This window comes from Brenneria sp. g21c3, assembly GCF_040240345.1.
Lineage (GTDB): Bacteria > Pseudomonadota > Gammaproteobacteria > Enterobacterales > Enterobacteriaceae > Brenneria.
In genome coordinates this window covers 233,386-250,551 of sequence record NZ_JBEIAB010000005.1, presented here as the reverse complement: position 1 = coordinate 250,551, position 17,166 = coordinate 233,386, and the positions used below count along the sequence as shown (strand labels likewise).

Below are 17,166 nucleotides of genomic sequence, written 5' to 3'. Positions count from 1 at the left end.
GTCCGCCGTTAAGCTTCTCAGCGCCATCGGCTTGAAACAAAAATCATTCTCAATTAAAATTGAGATACAGATCTCATTTCTCCTTGCCGGTTCGCTTTCAGGTTATTGACATGTCATCAGTCCCTATTGATACCGCAGCAGATATCAATCAGCTCTATCACCAGCATCATGGCTGGTTGCAGGGGCTGTTGCGCAAACGTCTGGGCGACTTTTGCGATGCGGCCGATCTGGCGCAGGATGTTTTTTTACGCCTGCTGATCAAACCGCGGCAATTCGACAGTCATGCCGGCGCGCGCGCCTATCTGAGCGTGATGGCGCAAGGGATGTGCGTGGATTTATGGCGCAGACGGGAAATTGAGCGCGTCTGGCTGAGCTCGCTGGCTAATCAGCCGGAAATCGTCGCGCTCTCGGCCGAATACAACAACATCATCCTCGAAACGCTGTATCAGGTGGACGCCATGCTGCGCTCGCTGCCGGAAAAAGTGCGCGCCGCCTTTGTGATGGCGCAGATTCAGGGGCTGACCTATCGGGATATCGCCGCGCAGCTCGGCGTTTCCGAGCGGATGGTGAAAAAATACATGGCGCAGGCCATGCTGCACTGCGTGCTGCTGGAAGCGGAGCTGGAAGGCATCACGCCGGAAAACAATGAGTAAACCCGGTTTCATCGCCTTACAACAGGCATCGCAATGGTACGCCCGGTTGCTTGATCTTGCGCCCGACGATGAACAGCACCGTCACTGGCGGCGCTGGCTGGAGGAGAGTGAGGAAAATCGCCTCGCCTGGGAGTACGTACGGAAAGTCAGCCAGCGCTTTCAGCCCTTACGCGGCGATACTCGGCAACCGGCCATCAGCGCCCTGCTGCGCCAACCGACTGAAGTTAATCGTCGCGCCGCCCTCAAGCTGATGGCTTTCCTGGGCGTCGGTTCGCTTTTATCCTGGGCAACCTACCGCCACACGCCGCTGCACGAAACGCTGCTGGCGATAACCGCGGATCACCACAGCGCCACCGGTGAAATCAAATACCTCAGGCTACAGGACGGCACGCAGATCTGGCTGAATACCGCCAGCGCCATCGACATCCACTACGACAATCAACGCCGCCGGATTGCGCTGCTGGCGGGCGACGTATTGATTGAAACCGCCCATGACGAGCGCCCGTTTTTTGTTTCCAGCGCTCAGGGACAAATGCAGGCGCTGGGTACCCGCTTCGGCGTCGAGCAGCGCGCTGCGGCCACGCGCCTTACCGTTTATCAAGGCGCGGTTGAAGTCACCGCGCGCGACGGGCATGTCTCGCGCCGGGTGAATGCCGGCCAACAGTTGAACTTCGATCTTCAGGGTCAGGGATCGTTGCTGCCCCACCGACAAACCGACGCCAGTTGGTCGAAAGGTCTGCTACAGGCGGATAACATGCCGCTGGGCGAGGTTATCGAGCAACTTTCGCGCTACCGACACGGCTATCTGGCATGCCAACCGGACATTGCGGCGCTAAGGGTGATGGGTACCTTCCCGCTGACGGATACGGATAAAGCCCTGGCGATGCTGGCGCAAACCTTCCCCGTTCGCATCAACCGCCGCTTTGCCTGGTGGGTAACGGTCGAGAGGAAATAAGAAACCTTCAACATCGCTTGCGGCGGCCCAAAGGGTGACGGGAAATAAAAAAAATTATCATTTCGGTTCCCCTTTTGGTCTTGTCCTTCGATTCACAGTAAAAGCACTCTTTTTTCACTCTGGGTCAGAAGGCTGGATCACTATGTCAATCACACCATATTTCTCCCGGCGCGGCGCAGGCCGGACGCCCAAAACCATCGCCGTCGCCATACGGATTCTGCTGTGCGGCGCGCCTTTCCTCATCTCTCCCGGCATGGCGCGGGCGGATGTACAGACGCCGCACGCCTACGCCATCCCGGCGGGTTCGTTAAGCGCTCAATTAAACCAGTTCGCCGCTCAGTCCGGCGTCTATCTGGTCGGCGATGCCGCTCTGGCGAGCGGGAAAAGCGGCGCGGCGTTACAGGGGAATTATGGCGTGGAGGACGGATTCCGCGCCCTGCTGGCCGGCAGCGGCCTACAGGCGGTGCGGCAGTCGGATAATACCTATATCTTGCAGCAAGCGCCAAAGAGCGATGAGATGCTGGTGATCGCCAACATCAACCAGAACGGCATGACGGAAGGCACCCGCTCTTACACCACGCGCAGCATGAATACCGCCACGCAGTTGAATCTGTCGCCGCGCGAAACGCCGCAATCGGTCAGCGTGGTCACCCGCCAGCGCATGAACGATCAGAATATGACCACGCTGGATGAGGCGATGAGCCAGACCACCGGGGTCAATGTGGTGAATGAAAGCTCTTATCAGACCAAATTCCAGTCGCGCGGTTTTACCATGGATAATGTTAAAGAAGATGGCGCCAGTTCATCTTTCCAAAACAGCGTATCCGGTATGGGCTTCTCTGAAGCATCCAGCGAATCGCCCGATTTGGCGATTTACGATCGCGTGGAAATCCTGCGCGGCGCGTCCGGTCTGACCCAGGGCAACGGCGAACCGGGCGGCACCGTCAATCTGGTGCGCAAAAAACCCACCTATGATTTTCACGCTTCCGGCAGCGTCGGCGCCGGCAGTTGGGACAATTACCGTAGCGAAATGGACATTTCCGGCCCGCTCAATGACGATGCCAGCCTGCGCGGACGCATTGTCGGGGTGTATCAGGATAAACAGAGTTTCGTCGATTATGTCGACAGCGAACGCAAAGTGCTGTTCGGTACGCTGGCCTGGGATATGACGCCCAACACCACGCTTACCGCCGGGATTAACTGGCAAAAAACCGCTACCGTTCCCGATCTCTACGGCTTGCCGCTCTCCACCAACTACGCCAGTCTGAAGCTGCCCCGCTCAACATTCCTGGGGGCCAGTTGGAACCGCATCACCTTTGAAAAGATCAATCCCTTCGCCGAAATCGAACATACTTTTGATAATGACTGGACGTTAAAAAGCGCGCTGAATTACAGCAGGTCTACCTCTGAAGGAAAATTCATCGGGATATTCGGCAACGGTATCAACGGGGTGGACGGCAGCGGCAGCGCAAAGCTGAATAACGGCATCCAACGGGATAACCAGTCAGACCAATGGGGCTATAACCTGAGCCTGAGCGGTCCGTTTGAGCTGTTGGGACGTAACCACGAGTTGGTATTGGGCGGCGATTATCAGAAAGAAAACTTTGATAATCTGTTTGGTAGAATAACTACGTCACCCTATAGCGATAATGTCAATATTTTTCAATGGAATCCCAGCTCACTGGCTGAACCTGACTGGTCGGATTATACCCGTCGCTACCAGTACGATATCTATCAACGCGCCCTGTTCGCCACCACCCGGCTGGAACTGGCCGACGACTGGAAGCTGATCCTCGGCAGCCGCTACAGCGCGTTCAGCTACGATATGTACAATACCAACCGCGCCACCGGCAATACGACCCATCCCAGCAGCTACAAAGTTCGCGATAAACTCATTCCTTACGCGGGTCTGCTGTGGGATTTCGCCGACAATTACACCTGGTACGCCAGCTACAGCGATATCTACAAGCCGCAGGAATACACCGACCGCAACAAGGCGCTGCTACCGGCCGTATCGGGTAAAAACTACGAAACCGGGATTAAAGGTGAATTTTTTGATGGCGACCTGAACGCGTCTATCGCGCTGTACCGTATTATTCAAGCCAACCGCGCCGTGGCGGACACCAATTGCCCTGACGGTGATGCTTGCTATCGTCCCGAAGGGAAAGTACGCAGTCAGGGGGTCGAACTGGAAGTTTCGGGCAAACTGGCTGAAGGCTGGCAGTTATTTACCGGCTATACGCTCACCAATACCAAGTATCTGGAAGGGAAAGAGAGCGATCGCGGGCAAACCTATAGCCCGTATACCCCGCAGCATATGTTTAAACTCTATAGCAGCTATAACCTGCCTGGGACACTGAATCAGTGGACCGTCGGCGCAGGTCTGACCGCGCAAACCGATACCAATACCACCTACAATGTCTATCAGGGCGGCTACACGCTGGTTAACGCCAATATCACCTATCAGTACAGTAAAAACCTCAGCTTTAATCTGGTGGGCAATAACCTGACCGACAAGGTCTATTACAAAACCCTGAACAACCGCCACCGCGGGGCTTACAACTACTATGGCGATCCCCGCAACTTTATGCTGACGGCGAAATACACCTTCTGATTGCCGATGCTTATTCACCGACAGAACGCGGCCCGTGAAAGCGGGCCGCGGGTTTGATTCAGATGCAAACACTAAAACGCTTTTATCAGTTAATCGCCCCATTCTGGTTTACCCGCCGCGCCGCTTTTAGCTGGCTGCTGCTGCTGATCATTATCACGCTGAAGCTGTCGGTCGTGTGGGTCAGCGTGCTGTATAACAACTGGAGCAAAGACTTTTTCGATGCGCTGGCGGACTATTTTCAAAACGCCTCCATCCTGTCGCTCGCCGTGCGCTACGGCAGCTATACCGCCCTGTTTGTGCTGGTCATCGTCTGCAATAACTGGCTGAAAAAAAAGCTGATTATTCATTGCCGCATTGAAATGACGCAAAAATTCGAACGGGCCTGGCTGAATCACAGCGGCCACTACCGGCTCAGCCTGCGCGGCGAACCGGATAACCCCGATCAGCGTATCGCCGAAGATATCCGACTGCTGATTGAACAGAGCCTGGAACTGCTGCTTTCTCTGCTGCAAAACATCGCCTACTTTTTTTCCTTTATCGTTATCCTGTGGCGACTGTCCGGCGTACAGACCTTCAATATCGGCGGCCACAGCGTGACCATTTATGGTTATCTGGTGTGGATCGCGCTGGGTTATGCGATCGTCAGCAGCATTATCGCTCATGTTCTCGGACACCGTCTGCACGGGCTGAACATGGAAAAACAGCGCGCCGAGGCCGATTACCGCGCCACGCTGCTGCGGGTGCGCGAGAATAGCGAGCAAATCGCCCTCTATCAGGGGGAAGCCGCCGAGCGAACGCGCATGCAGCAACGCTTTCAATCGATAGTGGCCAACTGGCGCAGTCTGATGAGCCAGGAGTTCCGCCTGGAATCCTTTATCACCAGCTATTTTCGTATCGGCCTGATGATCCCGGTATTCGCCGTGTTGCCGGTCTACCTGACGCACCAGATCACGCTGGGCGCGATCATGCAGGCCAGAACCGCATTTGGCTATGTGCTGGACGCCTTCGGCTGGTTTGTCGACTCCTACCGCCAGTTGGTGGCCTGGTCCGCCACCGTTGAGCGCCTGTGGACCTTTCAGCACAGCCTGTCTCAGTTGCCGGCGTTACACAGACCATCCCGACAGGGCGATGACTTGCGTATTTCCGCGCTCAGCGTACGCCATCCAGACGGAACGCCGCTGTTCGCCCCGCTAAGCGCTCACCTGAAAAAGGGAGAATGGGGCGTACTGACGGCAGCCAGCGGCAGCGGGAAAACCACCTTGCTGCGCGCGCTGGCGGGATTTCGGCCCGACATGCAGGGAGAATGCCGGCTACCGGCGGGCAAGACGCTGTTTCTGCCGCAGAAGCCTTATCTGCCGGAAGATACGCTGCGTCGGGCGCTGTGTTATCCGCAGTCGGACGCGCCGGAGACGGAATCATTACGTCTGGCGTTGCAACAGGTGGGGCTGACGTCGCTGCTCGACAGGCTGGATGAAACCACCCATTGGGGTCGGGAGCTATCCGGCGGCGAGCAGCAGCGTTTATCGCTGGCGCGCGCATTACTGCTGCGCCCCGCGCTGTTATGTATGGACGAAGCCACCAGTCAGTTGGACGACGCCGCCGCCATTCAACTGCTGACCCGACTAAGAGAAACGCTGCCGCAGTCCATTGTCCTGGCGGTGAGCCACCAGCCGGCGGTCAGCGCCCTGTTTGAGCACTCGCTGCCCATGACGCCCTATCGCGAACGGGCAAAGCACGCCGCTAGTGCGCCGCAGACGCCAACCGCCGTCGGCGCGGATACGCTGTAAGCAGCCGCAAATGCGGCGTCAGGCATCAGCGGTCAAGGCTCTTTTATTCACCATGCCTTTCCCCTCCGTCATGCCCGCGAAGGCGGGCATCAGTCAAAGGCTATTCACGGTTTCAGTAACTGATCCCCGCCTACTGCCGCGGGGATGACGAAGGTGGGGGCCGCGGGGATGACGAAGGTGGGGGCCGCGGGGATGACGGAGGTGGGGGCCGCGGGGATGACGGAGGTGGGGGCCGCGGGGATGCCGGCGCAGGCCGGCAACCCCATCAGGAGAGAGAAATCTTACTCGCTATCGCCCAACAGAACGGACTCCAGCGCTATTTCGATCATCTCGTTAAACGTGGTCTGGCGTTCTTCGGCGGTGGTTTGTTCGCCGGTGCGGATATGGTCGGAGACGGTGCAAATCGCCAGCGCTTTGGCGCCGAACTCGGCCGCCACGCCATAGATGCCGGCGGCTTCCATCTCCACGCCCAGAATGCCGTACTTTTCCATCACGTCGAACATTTGCGGGTCCGGCGTATAGAACAGATCGGCCGAGAAAAGGTTACCGACGCGCACGTTTACGCCGTGAGATTTCGCCGCATCAACGGCGTTGCGCACCATGTCGAAATCCGCGATGGCGGCATAATCGTGGTCTTTGAAACGCAGGCGGTTCACTTTGGAATCCGTGCTGGCGCCCATGCCTATCACGACGTCACGCAGTTTTACATCGGTACGCACGGCGCCGCATGACCCCACGCGAATGATCTTTTTCACGCCGAACTCGGTGATCAGCTCTTTCGCATAGATGGAGCAGGAAGGGATCCCCATGCCGTGGCCCATCACAGAAATCTTGCGGCCTTTATAAGTGCCGGTAAATCCCAGCATGCCGCGCACATTGTTCACTTCACGCGCATTTTCCAGAAAGGTTTCGGCAATATATTTTGCCCGCAGCGGATCGCCCGGCATCAGTACGACATCCGCAAAATCACCCAGTTCCGCATTAATATGTGGCGTAGCCATGCTTGTGTTCCTTATCAATCAGCCTAATACAAATCGCGTTCAGATAAACGCAAAGTTAAAAACAGGTCGCGTCCGGCGCGACGTAAATCAGCGATCGTTTGACCCTACTCAACCCAACCCCGGCCCTCCCCTGCGAAGGGGAGGCCGGGAGAGGGTTCGCAGTAAACGTATTACAATATCGGCTTGCCGTAATCCATCGCCGACAAGTCAAAATACTTCGCCACCGTCTGACCGATATCCGCGAACGTATCGCGGTGTCCATAGGAGCCGGGCTTCACTTTCGGCCCATAGATCAATACCGGGACGTTCTCACGGGTATGGTCGGTGCCGTGCCAGGTCGGATCGCAGCCGTGGTCGGCGGTCAGGATCAGGATATCATCCCCCGTCACGCGCGAAAGCATCTCCGGCAGGCGGCGATCGAACAATTCCAGCGCGGCGGCATATCCCGCCACATCGCGACGATGGCCGTAGGATGAGTCAAAATCGACGAAATTGGTAAACACGATGGTGTTATCCCCCGCGTTATCCATTTCTTGCAGCGTGGCGTCGAACAGCGCGTCAATACCGGTGGCTTTCACTTTCCGGGTAATGCCGACCTGCGCGTAAATATCGGCAATCTTGCCGACCGATACCACGTCGCCGCCCTGTTCTTCCACCAGCTTTTTCAGGATGGTCGGCGCAGGCGGCTCAACGGCCAGATCGTGCCGGTTGCCGGTACGCTGAAAGTCGCCCGGTTTATCGCCGACAAACGGACGGGCGATCACCCGGCCGATATTGTAACCGCCCTCAGTCAGCTCTTCGCGCGCAATCTCACACAGTTCGTAGAGCTTCTCCAGACCGAACGTTTCTTCGTGACAGGCGATCTGGAACACGGAATCGGCGGAGGTGTAGAAAATCGGCTTGCCGGTTTTCATGTGCTCTTCACCCAGCTTGTCCAGAATCACCGTGCCGGAAGAGTGGCAGTTGCCCAGATAGCCCGGCAGATTGGCGCGTTTCACCAGCTTATCCAGCAATTCCTGTGGAAAGCTGTTTTCTTCATCCTTGAAATAGCCCCAGTCGAACAGCACCGGCACGCCGGCGATTTCCCAGTGACCGGACGGGGTATCCTTGCCTGAGGAAATTTCGCTGGCGTACGCGTAGGCGCCGATAATATCAGCCTGCGGATCCAGCCCCGCAGGAAAAGTCCCGGTTGATTCCTCAGCCGCTTTTCCCAGCCCCAAACGGCTCAGGTTCGGCAAATGCAGCGCGCCCTTACGACCTTGATCGGCTTTTCCCGCCGCACAAGCCTGCGCAATATGGCCTAACGTATCTGAGCCGACATCGCCAAAGCGTTCCGCATCGGCGCTGCTGCCGATACCGAAGGAGTCAAGTACCATAATATAGGCACGTTTCATCGTTCATCTCCTGCATTATTACTCACGGCAGGCTCAGCCCGCCGGCGTTGAAATAGTAGAATCGTCAGCGCTCATGCGACGATAAATAATCGGTGTTTTTTGCGCCGGCGTCTCGCCCAGCGCAATCGCGGCCCGCACCTCGTTCGCCGCCCGTTGCCATTGGGCTTCGGTATTGGCGTGGATCACCGCCAGCGGCCGCTGGCCGTCGACGCGCTCCCCCAGACTGACCATCTCGTCGATGCCCACGCTGTGATCAATGCTGTCGCCGGCCTGACGGCGGCCGCCGCCCAACGCCACCACCGCCATGCCCAAGGCGCGGGTGTCCATCGCGGCGACGATGCCGTCATGTTCGGCAAAAACCGGCTTGCTTAACATGGCGGCCGGTAAATAACGCGCATGATGCTCGACAAAATCGGCCGGGCCGCGCTGCGCCGCCACCATCCGGCCAAACAGCTCCGCCGCCTTGCCGTTATCCAGCACCGCTTGCAGTCGGTTGCGCGCATCGGCGGCGGAGTCCGCCAGGCCGCCCGACAACAGCATTTCTTCGCACAGCGCCATCGTCACTTCATACAGCCGCGGGTTACGCCGCTCCCCGGTAAGGAAACGCACGGCCTCGCGCACTTCCAGCGCATTGCCGGCGCTGGAAGCCAGCACCTGATTCATATCGGTCAGCAGCGCGCTGGTGCGGCAACCCGCATGATTGGCGACCCCGACGATCGCCTGCGCCAATTGCTCCGAAAGCGCATAGGTCGGCATAAAGGCGCCGGAGCCCACCTTAACGTCCATCACCAGCGCATCCAGCCCTTCAGCCAGTTTTTTCGCCAGAATCGAGGCGGTGATCAGCGGTATCGAATCCACGGTGGCGGTAATGTCCCGCGTGGCGTAAATCCGCTTATCCGCCGGCGCCAGCGAGTTGGTCTGGCCGATAATCGCCACGCCGACGCGTTGAATAATCTGCCGGAACGTCTCGTCGTCCGGGAAGATATCCAGTCCGGGTATCGACTCCAGCTTATCCAGCGTACCGCCGGTGTGGCCCAATCCCCGACCGGAAATCATCGGCACATATCCGCCGCAAGCGGCGACCATCGGCCCCAGCATCAGCGAGGTCACATCGCCTACGCCGCCGGTCGAGTGTTTATCCACCAGCGGGCCGTTCAGGTTAAGGCTCTTCCAGTTCAGCACCGTGCCGGAATCACGCATCGCCAGCGTCAGGGAAACGCGCTCCGCCATCGACATATCATGAAAGTAGATGGTCATCGCCAGCGCGGCGATTTGCCCTTCAGATACCGAATTATCGCGGACGCCGTTAACGAAAAAGCGTATTTCCTCATCGCTCAACGGCATGCCGTCACGCTTCTTACGAATGATTTCCTGAATCAGAAACAAAGCATGCTCTCCTGTCGAGTGAATAAGAGCGGGTCATGTCTTAAGCCGTTATCTCTCTCGGTTCGGGATAACCCTACCGGGTATTTGAACACGCCATATCGACTCATTTTGCGTCATTATTCACACTTAATGTAAAAGCAATGTAACCACGCGGCATTATATGTGATTTTCGTCACGTTAATTAACTATTCTCGGTTTATTCCATGCGTTAATCATAGACCCAATGGATTTCAAAAGGCGCGAATCGCCGCGCGCAGTCCACCGCCGGGAAGCAGGCGCGCGGGAAATCCGCTTCAACTGAAGCGCCATGCGCCGTAAAATGAGCCGACCTTAACCTGTAACGAGTGCGCCGATGCCGATGAATGACTCCCTCCCCATGCCTTGCTGGTATCTGTATATGTTGCGCACCGCAACCGGCATGCTCTATACGGGAATTACCACCGATGTGGCTCGGCGCCTACTTCAGCATCAATCGGGAAAAGGGGCGAAAGCGCTGCGGGGAAAGGGAGAACTGGCGCTGGTGTTTCAGTATCAGGCAGGCGATCGTTCAAGCGCGCTAAGGCTGGAGTATCGCATTAAGCAGTTGAGCAAGCGCCAAAAAGAAAGGCTGGTACAAGACCAGCCCACGTCGTTATTGGATACGATCTTCAGAGGCGATTAAAAGGATCGGCATATTCGACCCGCCCGCTCGCGCCCTCGAAATGATTGTCCGCCAGCGGGTAAACCTGGAAAGCGGCGGCGCCTTGCGGCCAACGGCAATGCAACTGATATTCAGACGCGGGCACAAAACCAAAGCGGGAATAATAGGCGGGATCGCCCAATACCACGACAGCGGTGTAACCGAACTCATTCAGCGCGTCCAATCCTTCATACACCAGTTGCTGACCAATTCCCTGTCGACGCAGACTTTCCTCCACGGCTAACGGCGCGAGTCCGACCCACTGGCGATCTTCCCCTTCAATCAGCACCGGACTGAACGCGGCGTAACCGATCACGCCGCCTTCATCATCCGTCGCGACGATCCCTAGCGTCAATTGCCCATCTTCTCGCAGTTGATGAACCAGATCAGCTTCGGCCCCCGTCGAAAACGCCCGCCGCAACAGGCTGTCGATACCCGCGGCATCGACAGGTATTTCCACACGCACTAGCATGAAACGGGCGCGTGATCGGTAGATTGCTCCACGCCCTCTTGTAGCCCGGCTTCGACAAAATCAGCCAGTTGCAGCAATCCGATACGCAGCGGCGCCGGCATGGATTCCAGTTCAATGGCATCCATCAGGTTTTTGACGTACAGCCCAAGTTCGGTATCGCCTTCGATGCGCAAACGACGCTGGAAAAACAGCGTATCGGGATCTTCTTTACGCGCGGCGATCAGAATAAGATCGTTGGCATCGGCGCTGAAGCTGACGTCCGCATTCTCACGATCGCTCACCGCCAGTCGGTTATCACGCAATGTCATAAACCACTGCAAGCCGACATCCCGTACTTCAATTTTTAACCAACGGTCTTGCAGAAACTCCAGTTCCCCCTCTTCCAGGGCCTGGCGAAACTGCCACTTTAGCATTTGTTCCAGAACCTGACGCTGTAAAGCAAAAGGAGTGAACTTTAATGGCTTGCCCAATAAGCCCGGCCCTTGGCGCACAATCTGCGCCCGTAGTTTCTCCAACACTGGCGTACTCCTCTTAAAACAGTCTGATGGTTCAGACGATCTACGGCTATTTTGCCACATCACAGGCAAGCGGCTGCGGCCTATATCAATAATTTAGCCTGTTCTCCCGCTTTATCGCCAGCGTGGATGCAAAACCAACCTCTTCATTACACGATTAGCTGGTTTAAATCAAAGTCCAGCCTTATCAGGTTAATTAAGATCCTCTATCGTTAACAACATTCATTGACTGATAAAAATCGCCGGGAGCGATGGCCCTCAGGGCGAGTCTCATGGATGAGACGAGTAAAAAATCTTATTGGTCCACCGACATCATTGATCATATCGGCGCCGTTACTCGTCCGATGGCTTTGATTAATGAAGGAAATTGTATGGAACTGCTTTGCCCCGCCGGAAACCTTCCGGCATTGAAAGCTGCTATCGATAATGGCGCGGACGCGGTCTACATCGGCCTGAAAGACGACACTAACGCACGCCATTTCGCCGGACTTAACTTTACCGACAAAAAACTTCAGGAAGCGCGCGATTATGTTCACCGCCACCGCCGCAAACTGCATATCGCCATCAATACTTTTGCGCATCCCGATGGTTACCAACGCTGGGAGCGCGCCGTGGATATGGCGGCGCAAATCGGCGCGGACGTCCTGATTCTGGCCGATCTGGCGATGCTGGAATATGCCGCGGAGCGCTATCCCCAGATTGAACGACACGTCTCGGTACAGGCGTCGGCCACAAATACCGAAGCGATTCATTTTTATCAGCGTAATTTCGACGTATCTCGAGTCGTGCTGCCGCGAGTGCTCTCCATTCATCAGGTAAAGCAACTGGCCCGCACCACCCCGGTTCCGCTGGAAGTCTTCGCTTTCGGCAGCCTGTGCATCATGGCGGAAGGCCGCTGCTACCTCTCCTCTTACCTGACCGGCGAATCGCCGAATACCGTGGGCGCCTGTTCGCCCGCGCGTTTTGTGCGCTGGCAGCAAACGGCGCAGGGCATGGAGTCCCGCCTGAATAATGTGTTGATCGACCGCTATCAGGATAATGAAAATGCCGGCTATCCGACGCTGTGCAAAGGCCGCTATCTGGTCGACGGCCAGCGCTACCACGCGCTTGAGGAACCCACCAGCCTCAACACCCTGGAGCTGCTGCCCGAACTGCTGGCGGCGAATATCGCCTCGGTAAAAATCGAGGGACGCCAGCGCAGCCCCGCCTATGTCAGCCAGATCACCCGCGTCTGGCGGCAGGCGATTGACAAATGCATGTCCGATCCCGCCGCCTTCTCGCCCACCCGGGAATGGATGGATACCCTCGGCGCGGTGGCGGAAGGTACGCAAACCACGCTGGGCGCCTATCACCGTAAATGGCAATAGCAGGAGACAATATGAAATACGCATTGGGCGCCATCCTCTACTATTGGCCCAAAGACGAGATTGAAGCGTTCTACCAGGCGGCCATGAACAGCAGCGCGGATATTGTGTATCTTGGCGAAACGGTATGCAGCAAGCGCCGTTCAATGAAAGTAAGCGACTGGTTGGCCGTCGCCCGACAGGTCGCCGACCATGGCAAACAGGTGGTTATCTCCACGCTGGCGCTGCTTCAGGCGCCATCGGAATTGAATGAGCTGAAGCGTTACGTCGAAAACGGCGACTTCCTGCTGGAAGCCAACGATCTCGGCGCCGTCAACATGGCCGCCGAACGCCGCTTGCCGTTCGTCGCCGGACATGCCCTCAATTGCTATAACGCCTATACGCTGCGCTTACTGCATAAGCAGGGCATGGCGCGTTGGTGTATGCCGGTGGAACTCTCCCGCGACTGGTTGCAAAACCTGCTGAACCAATGTGAAGAGCTCGGCTTTCGCAACCAGTTTGAAGTGGAAGTGCTGAGCTACGGCCACTTGCCGCTGGCCTATTCGGCGCGTTGTTTTACCGCGCGTTCGGAAAACCGCGCCAAGGATGAGTGCGAAACCTGCTGCATCCGCTATCCGCGGGGACGTAAAGTGCTATCCCAGGAAAATCAGCAGGTTTTTGTTCTCAACGGCATCCAGACCCAGAGCGGCTACTGTTATAACCTGGGTAACGAACTTGCCAATATGGCCGGTCTGGTGGATATCGTCCGTCTGTCGCCGTTGGGGATGGAAACGCTGGCGATGGTTGATGCCTTCCGGGCCAACGAACACGGCGAAGCGCCGCTGACGCTGGAGAAAAACGCCGACTGCAACGGTTACTGGCGACGCGTGCCGGGTCTGGAACTGGTGCAATAACGCGACGAGGCCGGCGTTACCGGCATACGCTAGCTGAGGCGTCTGGAACGGCGCCGCAGCAAGCGACGCAGTTGCCCGGTGTTATGCAACAACCCCACGCCGATGCCGAGCAGGGTATAAACGGCGCCCAACACCAGCAGCATCGTCACATCTCGTCCCACCTCGCTCAGCGGCAGATTCATCTGATTAACGCCGGCGATGGCCTTGGTCGCCCAGGTCGAAGGCAGCATCGATGAAATCGCCCGCACCCAGCCCGGCATCGACTGTACCGGCCAGATGGTGCCGGAAAGATAAAAAACCGGCATGGTGATAAACGATAGCGTCAGATAAATCATTTCCACGCGGCGCAAACATTCCGTCAGCAATTTGCCCAGCCCCAACACCGCCAGCAAGAATGGAAACGTCAACAGCAGAATTTCCGCGATATTCGCCGTCTGCCGGTAACCCAGCAGCCAGGGCCACAGTACAAACAGCACGATCGACAGAAAAAGCCAGATCGGCAACAGCGCCGACAGGCCGCCCAGATAGACAGGGATGGTCGGCTTGCCCTGCGGAGAACTTTTCAGCGCGATACTGACCCGCACGCAGGCAATCAGCAGGGAGTGCTGCAATAGCATCACCAGCAGACCGGGGAAGATGATCGCCGCGAAACTGACGCCGGGATTAAACAATCCCAGCGTCTGACCGACCACCGGCGTCAGAATGACCTGCGCTTGCCGGTCGCTAAAACCGCTGCGCAGCAGCAGATCGCGATTATAGCCGCTCAGCAACTGCCGCCAGGCCGCCATCACATCCTGCTGAATCTGACCGTTGGCCAGACGGTTGGTCGCATCGCCATAGGCGGGGATGGTAATCGTCCCGCCGGAGAGGATCTTTTTCTCCAGATCCGGCGGCAGAATGATCACGGCAAACAGCTTGCGCAGCACCAGATCGCGCTGCGCCTCCGGCAGATTGTCGTAAGTTTTAACCGCAATTTTCGGCGCGGCGTCCAGCTCGCGCATTAACTGCCGACTGGCGTTGCTGTGATCCTGGTCGATCACCGCCACCGGCAAATCCCACACCGTGTGATTGGCGTAAACCAGGCTCATCACGCAAAGCGACGCCAGCAACATCAGCCACATCGGGCGTTCCAGCATGCCGATCAGCACCCGGCTGAATGTCTGCCAGTAACTTTTCACGATTTATTCTCCGGCTGGCTTAAACGCTGATACAGCCGGTTACGCACCAGCAGGCCGGTCGCCAGCGGATAAGCCAGCAACAGCGCGCAGACGCTGAGAACCGAAGCGAGCGAAACCTGGCGCAGGAAGATATCGAACATCGCATACAGCGCATGGGTTAACGGCTCGATTTGCGCGATAATCTGCGCCGGCAGCGGCATGGAAAGCTCCGGCACCGCCAGACCGGAAAAGGTCAGCGCAATACTGACGATGATGCCCATCATGGTATAGGCCGTCAGCGCCGTGCGGGTAAAAGAAAACAGCAACACGCCGATGCTCTGCGCCGCCATGACATAAAAGAACCCCACCATCAGCATATACAGCGGATTGCCGCTCACGTGAGCGTCGGACACCCATACCAGGATAGCCATTTCAACAATCAGCAGCACGGTGTAGCACAGCGTGTAAGGCGCCAGCTTGCCGAGCATCGCCAGTACGAAAGGCCGGCGGTTAACCACATCCCTACTGCGTTCCAGCACATAGATCATACAGGTGACGGCGAAAAGCTGTAGCAAGTGAATGGTGGCGGCAAACTGCTGATAATAGACATAACTGCCGCTGGCGTTGAACAGACTGCCGTACGCCAGGCTGACATCGGCCAATGCCGGCAGCGTATGACCGGAGTCTGCGGCGATCACGCTGCGATACCGGCTGTTGATTTCCGTCATCAGCGCGCTGAAATCCTGCGTGGAATAAAAACCTGCGCCATAAAACAGGGCGTTGTAGTAAAACAAGACGCTGGGCTGACGTCCGGCCAGCGCATCGGCTTCAAAATTTAGCGGGATATAGAGCAGGCCATAGTCCTGAGCGCTGCGTAAGCGCTGCAAGCCCTCTGCCAGACCGCCGGGCCGCGGCTCAATGCGGGCGTGGGATCCGGCGTCCAGCTTACGGATCAGATCGCGCGACAGCGTGCTGTGATCGTTATCGATCGCCGACACCGGCAGATCCTGCATCGTTCCGACGGAAAAAATACTGCCCAGCAGAATGAACAACAGCAGAGGAAATCCCCAGCCAAGCCAATGCACCACCGGGCTGCGCAACGCCGTTTTCACTTCCTGGCGGAATGACGCGCTGAAACTACGCCAGACGGCGTTTACTCTTTCCACTGCCATAGCGCGCTCATTCCCGGTCTCAGTCCTTCCTGCGGCTGCGTCGGATACAGCCGGACTTCAAAGGTCTTCAAATCGAAGTCGCCGGTCGCCCGCGTGGCGCGTTTGGTGGCGTAATCGCCCAGCGGCGCGATATAGCGCACCTCGGCGTCAATCATTCGGTTATCCAGCGCCGGTACGCGCAGCGTGATCCGATCGCCTTTGCGCACCCCGGCCAGAATATCCTCCCGCAGATTGAAGACGAACCAGGCTTGTGGAACGCGCACCAGCGTGATGAGCGGACTGGCGGCGTTGAACAGCACGCCCACCTCGGCCGGAATAGGCCCGACTTCGCCATCCACCGGCGCCCTGACCTGCAATTCGTCCGACTGGGCTTTAATTTCCAGCAGTTGCTGTTCGGCCTGACGCAGCGCGGCGGCATAGTTTTCCCGTTGCTCCGGCCGATCGCCGTGCAGTCCCTCATCCAGACTGGCCTGCGCCGCCTTAACCTGCTGCAAGGCGCTGTCGCGGGTCTTACGCGCGCTGTCCAGCGACGAGTCCGAGACATACCCCTTCCCCGCCATGCCGGCCAGACGATCGTATTCATGCCGGGCGTTCTGATATTCGGCCTGCGCCTGGGCCAGCGACGCCCGCAGATTACGGATACTCTCTTCCCGCGTACCGTGTTCGGACTGCTCCGACTGCGTTTTCGCCTGATCCCGTGCGGCTTCCGCCGCATGCAGCTGCGCAACCAGTTCAGCATTTTCCAGCGTAATCAGCAGTTGGCCTGCTTTGACGTCATCCCCGCGTTGCACATGACGTTCCGTTACCCGCCCCGATGCTTTGGAGGCGACGATGACCTCTTGGGCATCGACTTCACCCTGTAGCAACACATCCTTATTATTCGCTCGAAACAGCACCGCAAGCGCAATAACCACGACGACCAGCAATAACGTCAACCGCGTCTTTTTATTCATTTACCATGCTCCGAACGTGAACTGCGCAGACGCCATTTTACGCCGCGCGCCGCGCCTTGCCACCTGTACAAAACAATTAACCAACATTAAAAACAAACCCGCTACATTGTAGCGCGATAGCGTCATCTTGTTTAAACATAAAGAAAACAACCTATGCCGACATCCCGTCCG

Annotated in this window: 15 protein-coding genes; 7 read left to right on the top strand and 8 right to left on the bottom strand. The window is 57.3% G+C overall.

Going from position 1 to position 17,166, the window contains the following annotated elements; all coding sequences use genetic code 11:
* Nucleotides 1–110: 110 nt before the first annotated feature.
* The 4 genes from ABRZ28_RS10545 to ABRZ28_RS10530 all read left to right on the top strand — a co-directional run bounded on the left by ABRZ28_RS10545 (nt 111) and on the right by ABRZ28_RS10530 (nt 6,009).
* Entirely contained in the window at nt 111–653 is a 543-nt protein-coding gene (locus ABRZ28_RS10545; protein ID WP_330520224.1) for a sigma-70 family RNA polymerase sigma factor, read from the top strand.
* The gene (locus tag ABRZ28_RS10540) at nt 646–1,608 is read left to right on the top strand and encodes a FecR domain-containing protein (protein ID WP_330520223.1); all 963 of its coding nucleotides are present in this window, start codon (nt 646–648) and stop codon (nt 1,606–1,608) included. Before ABRZ28_RS10545 ends, ABRZ28_RS10540 begins: the two co-directional genes overlap by 8 nt.
* Before the next feature lie 142 nt (nt 1,609–1,750).
* A complete protein-coding gene (locus ABRZ28_RS10535; RefSeq protein ID WP_330520222.1) occupies nt 1,751–4,222 on the top strand; it encodes a TonB-dependent siderophore receptor in 2,472 nt (823 codons plus the stop codon).
* 62 nt (nt 4,223–4,284) lie between these two features.
* Nucleotides 4,285–6,009, top strand: a complete 1,725-nt coding sequence (locus ABRZ28_RS10530) for an ABC transporter ATP-binding protein/permease (RefSeq protein WP_330520221.1) — start codon at nt 4,285–4,287, stop codon at nt 6,007–6,009.
* A 281-nt stretch (nt 6,010–6,290) separates the two neighbouring features.
* Here the strand turns inward: ABRZ28_RS10530 and deoD are convergent, their stop codons facing one another.
* From deoD to deoA, 3 genes are all read right to left on the bottom strand, one after another.
* Nucleotides 6,291–7,010 (bottom strand): purine-nucleoside phosphorylase, encoded by a 720-nt coding sequence (deoD, locus tag ABRZ28_RS10525; RefSeq protein WP_319604163.1) that lies wholly within the window; start codon nt 7,008–7,010, stop codon nt 6,291–6,293.
* A gap of 170 nt (nt 7,011–7,180) precedes the next feature.
* Nucleotides 7,181–8,404 carry a phosphopentomutase gene (gene deoB / locus ABRZ28_RS10520; RefSeq protein ID WP_319604162.1) on the bottom strand — a complete coding sequence of 408 codons (1,224 nt, stop codon included), beginning with the start codon at nt 8,402–8,404 and terminating at the stop codon, nt 7,181–7,183.
* Nucleotides 8,405–8,437: 33 nt separating this feature from the next.
* Complete coding sequence (deoA, locus tag ABRZ28_RS10515; RefSeq protein ID WP_330520220.1) at nt 8,438–9,790, bottom strand: thymidine phosphorylase; 1,353 nt, start codon at nt 9,788–9,790, stop codon at nt 8,438–8,440.
* Nucleotides 9,791–10,148: 358 nt separating this feature from the next.
* Between deoA and ABRZ28_RS10510 the strand changes: the two genes are divergently transcribed.
* A complete protein-coding gene (locus ABRZ28_RS10510; RefSeq protein ID WP_330520275.1) occupies nt 10,149–10,451 on the top strand; it encodes a GIY-YIG nuclease family protein in 303 nt (100 codons plus the stop codon).
* On the opposite strand, the gene ABRZ28_RS10505 is transcribed toward ABRZ28_RS10510, so the two are convergent.
* On the bottom strand, nt 10,438–10,941 hold the full coding sequence (locus tag ABRZ28_RS10505; protein WP_319604160.1) for a GNAT family N-acetyltransferase: 504 nt from the start codon (nt 10,939–10,941) through the stop codon (nt 10,438–10,440). The genes ABRZ28_RS10510 and ABRZ28_RS10505 overlap by 14 nt on opposite strands.
* Nucleotides 10,935–11,459 carry a ubiquinone anaerobic biosynthesis accessory factor UbiT gene (gene ubiT, locus ABRZ28_RS10500; protein ID WP_330520219.1) on the bottom strand — a complete coding sequence of 175 codons (525 nt, stop codon included), beginning with the start codon at nt 11,457–11,459 and terminating at the stop codon, nt 10,935–10,937. The genes ABRZ28_RS10505 and ubiT overlap by 7 nt, the downstream gene beginning before the upstream one ends.
* A gap of 368 nt (nt 11,460–11,827) precedes the next feature.
* Between ubiT and ubiU the strand changes: the two genes are divergently transcribed.
* Nucleotides 11,828–12,823 carry a ubiquinone anaerobic biosynthesis protein UbiU gene (gene ubiU / locus ABRZ28_RS10495; RefSeq protein ID WP_319604276.1) on the top strand — a complete coding sequence of 332 codons (996 nt, stop codon included), beginning with the start codon at nt 11,828–11,830 and terminating at the stop codon, nt 12,821–12,823.
* An 11-nt stretch (nt 12,824–12,834) separates the two neighbouring features.
* The gene (locus ABRZ28_RS10490) at nt 12,835–13,713 is read left to right on the top strand and encodes a U32 family peptidase (RefSeq protein WP_330520218.1); all 879 of its coding nucleotides are present in this window, start codon (nt 12,835–12,837) and stop codon (nt 13,711–13,713) included.
* A 29-nt stretch (nt 13,714–13,742) separates the two neighbouring features.
* On the opposite strand, the gene ABRZ28_RS10485 is transcribed toward ABRZ28_RS10490, so the two are convergent.
* Genes ABRZ28_RS10485 through ABRZ28_RS10475 form a run of 3 tightly spaced genes read right to left on the bottom strand, consistent with a single transcriptional unit; the run spans nt 13,743 to nt 16,995 of the window.
* Entirely contained in the window at nt 13,743–14,891 is a 1,149-nt protein-coding gene (locus ABRZ28_RS10485; protein WP_330520217.1) for an ABC transporter permease, read from the bottom strand.
* A complete protein-coding gene (locus ABRZ28_RS10480; protein WP_319604156.1) occupies nt 14,888–16,042 on the bottom strand; it encodes an ABC transporter permease in 1,155 nt (384 codons plus the stop codon). The genes ABRZ28_RS10485 and ABRZ28_RS10480 overlap by 4 nt, the downstream gene beginning before the upstream one ends.
* Nucleotides 16,024–16,995: an HlyD family secretion protein gene (locus tag ABRZ28_RS10475; RefSeq protein WP_330520216.1), complete on the bottom strand. Its 972-nt coding sequence runs from the start codon at nt 16,993–16,995 to the stop codon at nt 16,024–16,026. Before ABRZ28_RS10475 ends, ABRZ28_RS10480 begins: the two co-directional genes overlap by 19 nt.
* Nucleotides 16,996–17,166 lie beyond the last annotated feature (171 nt).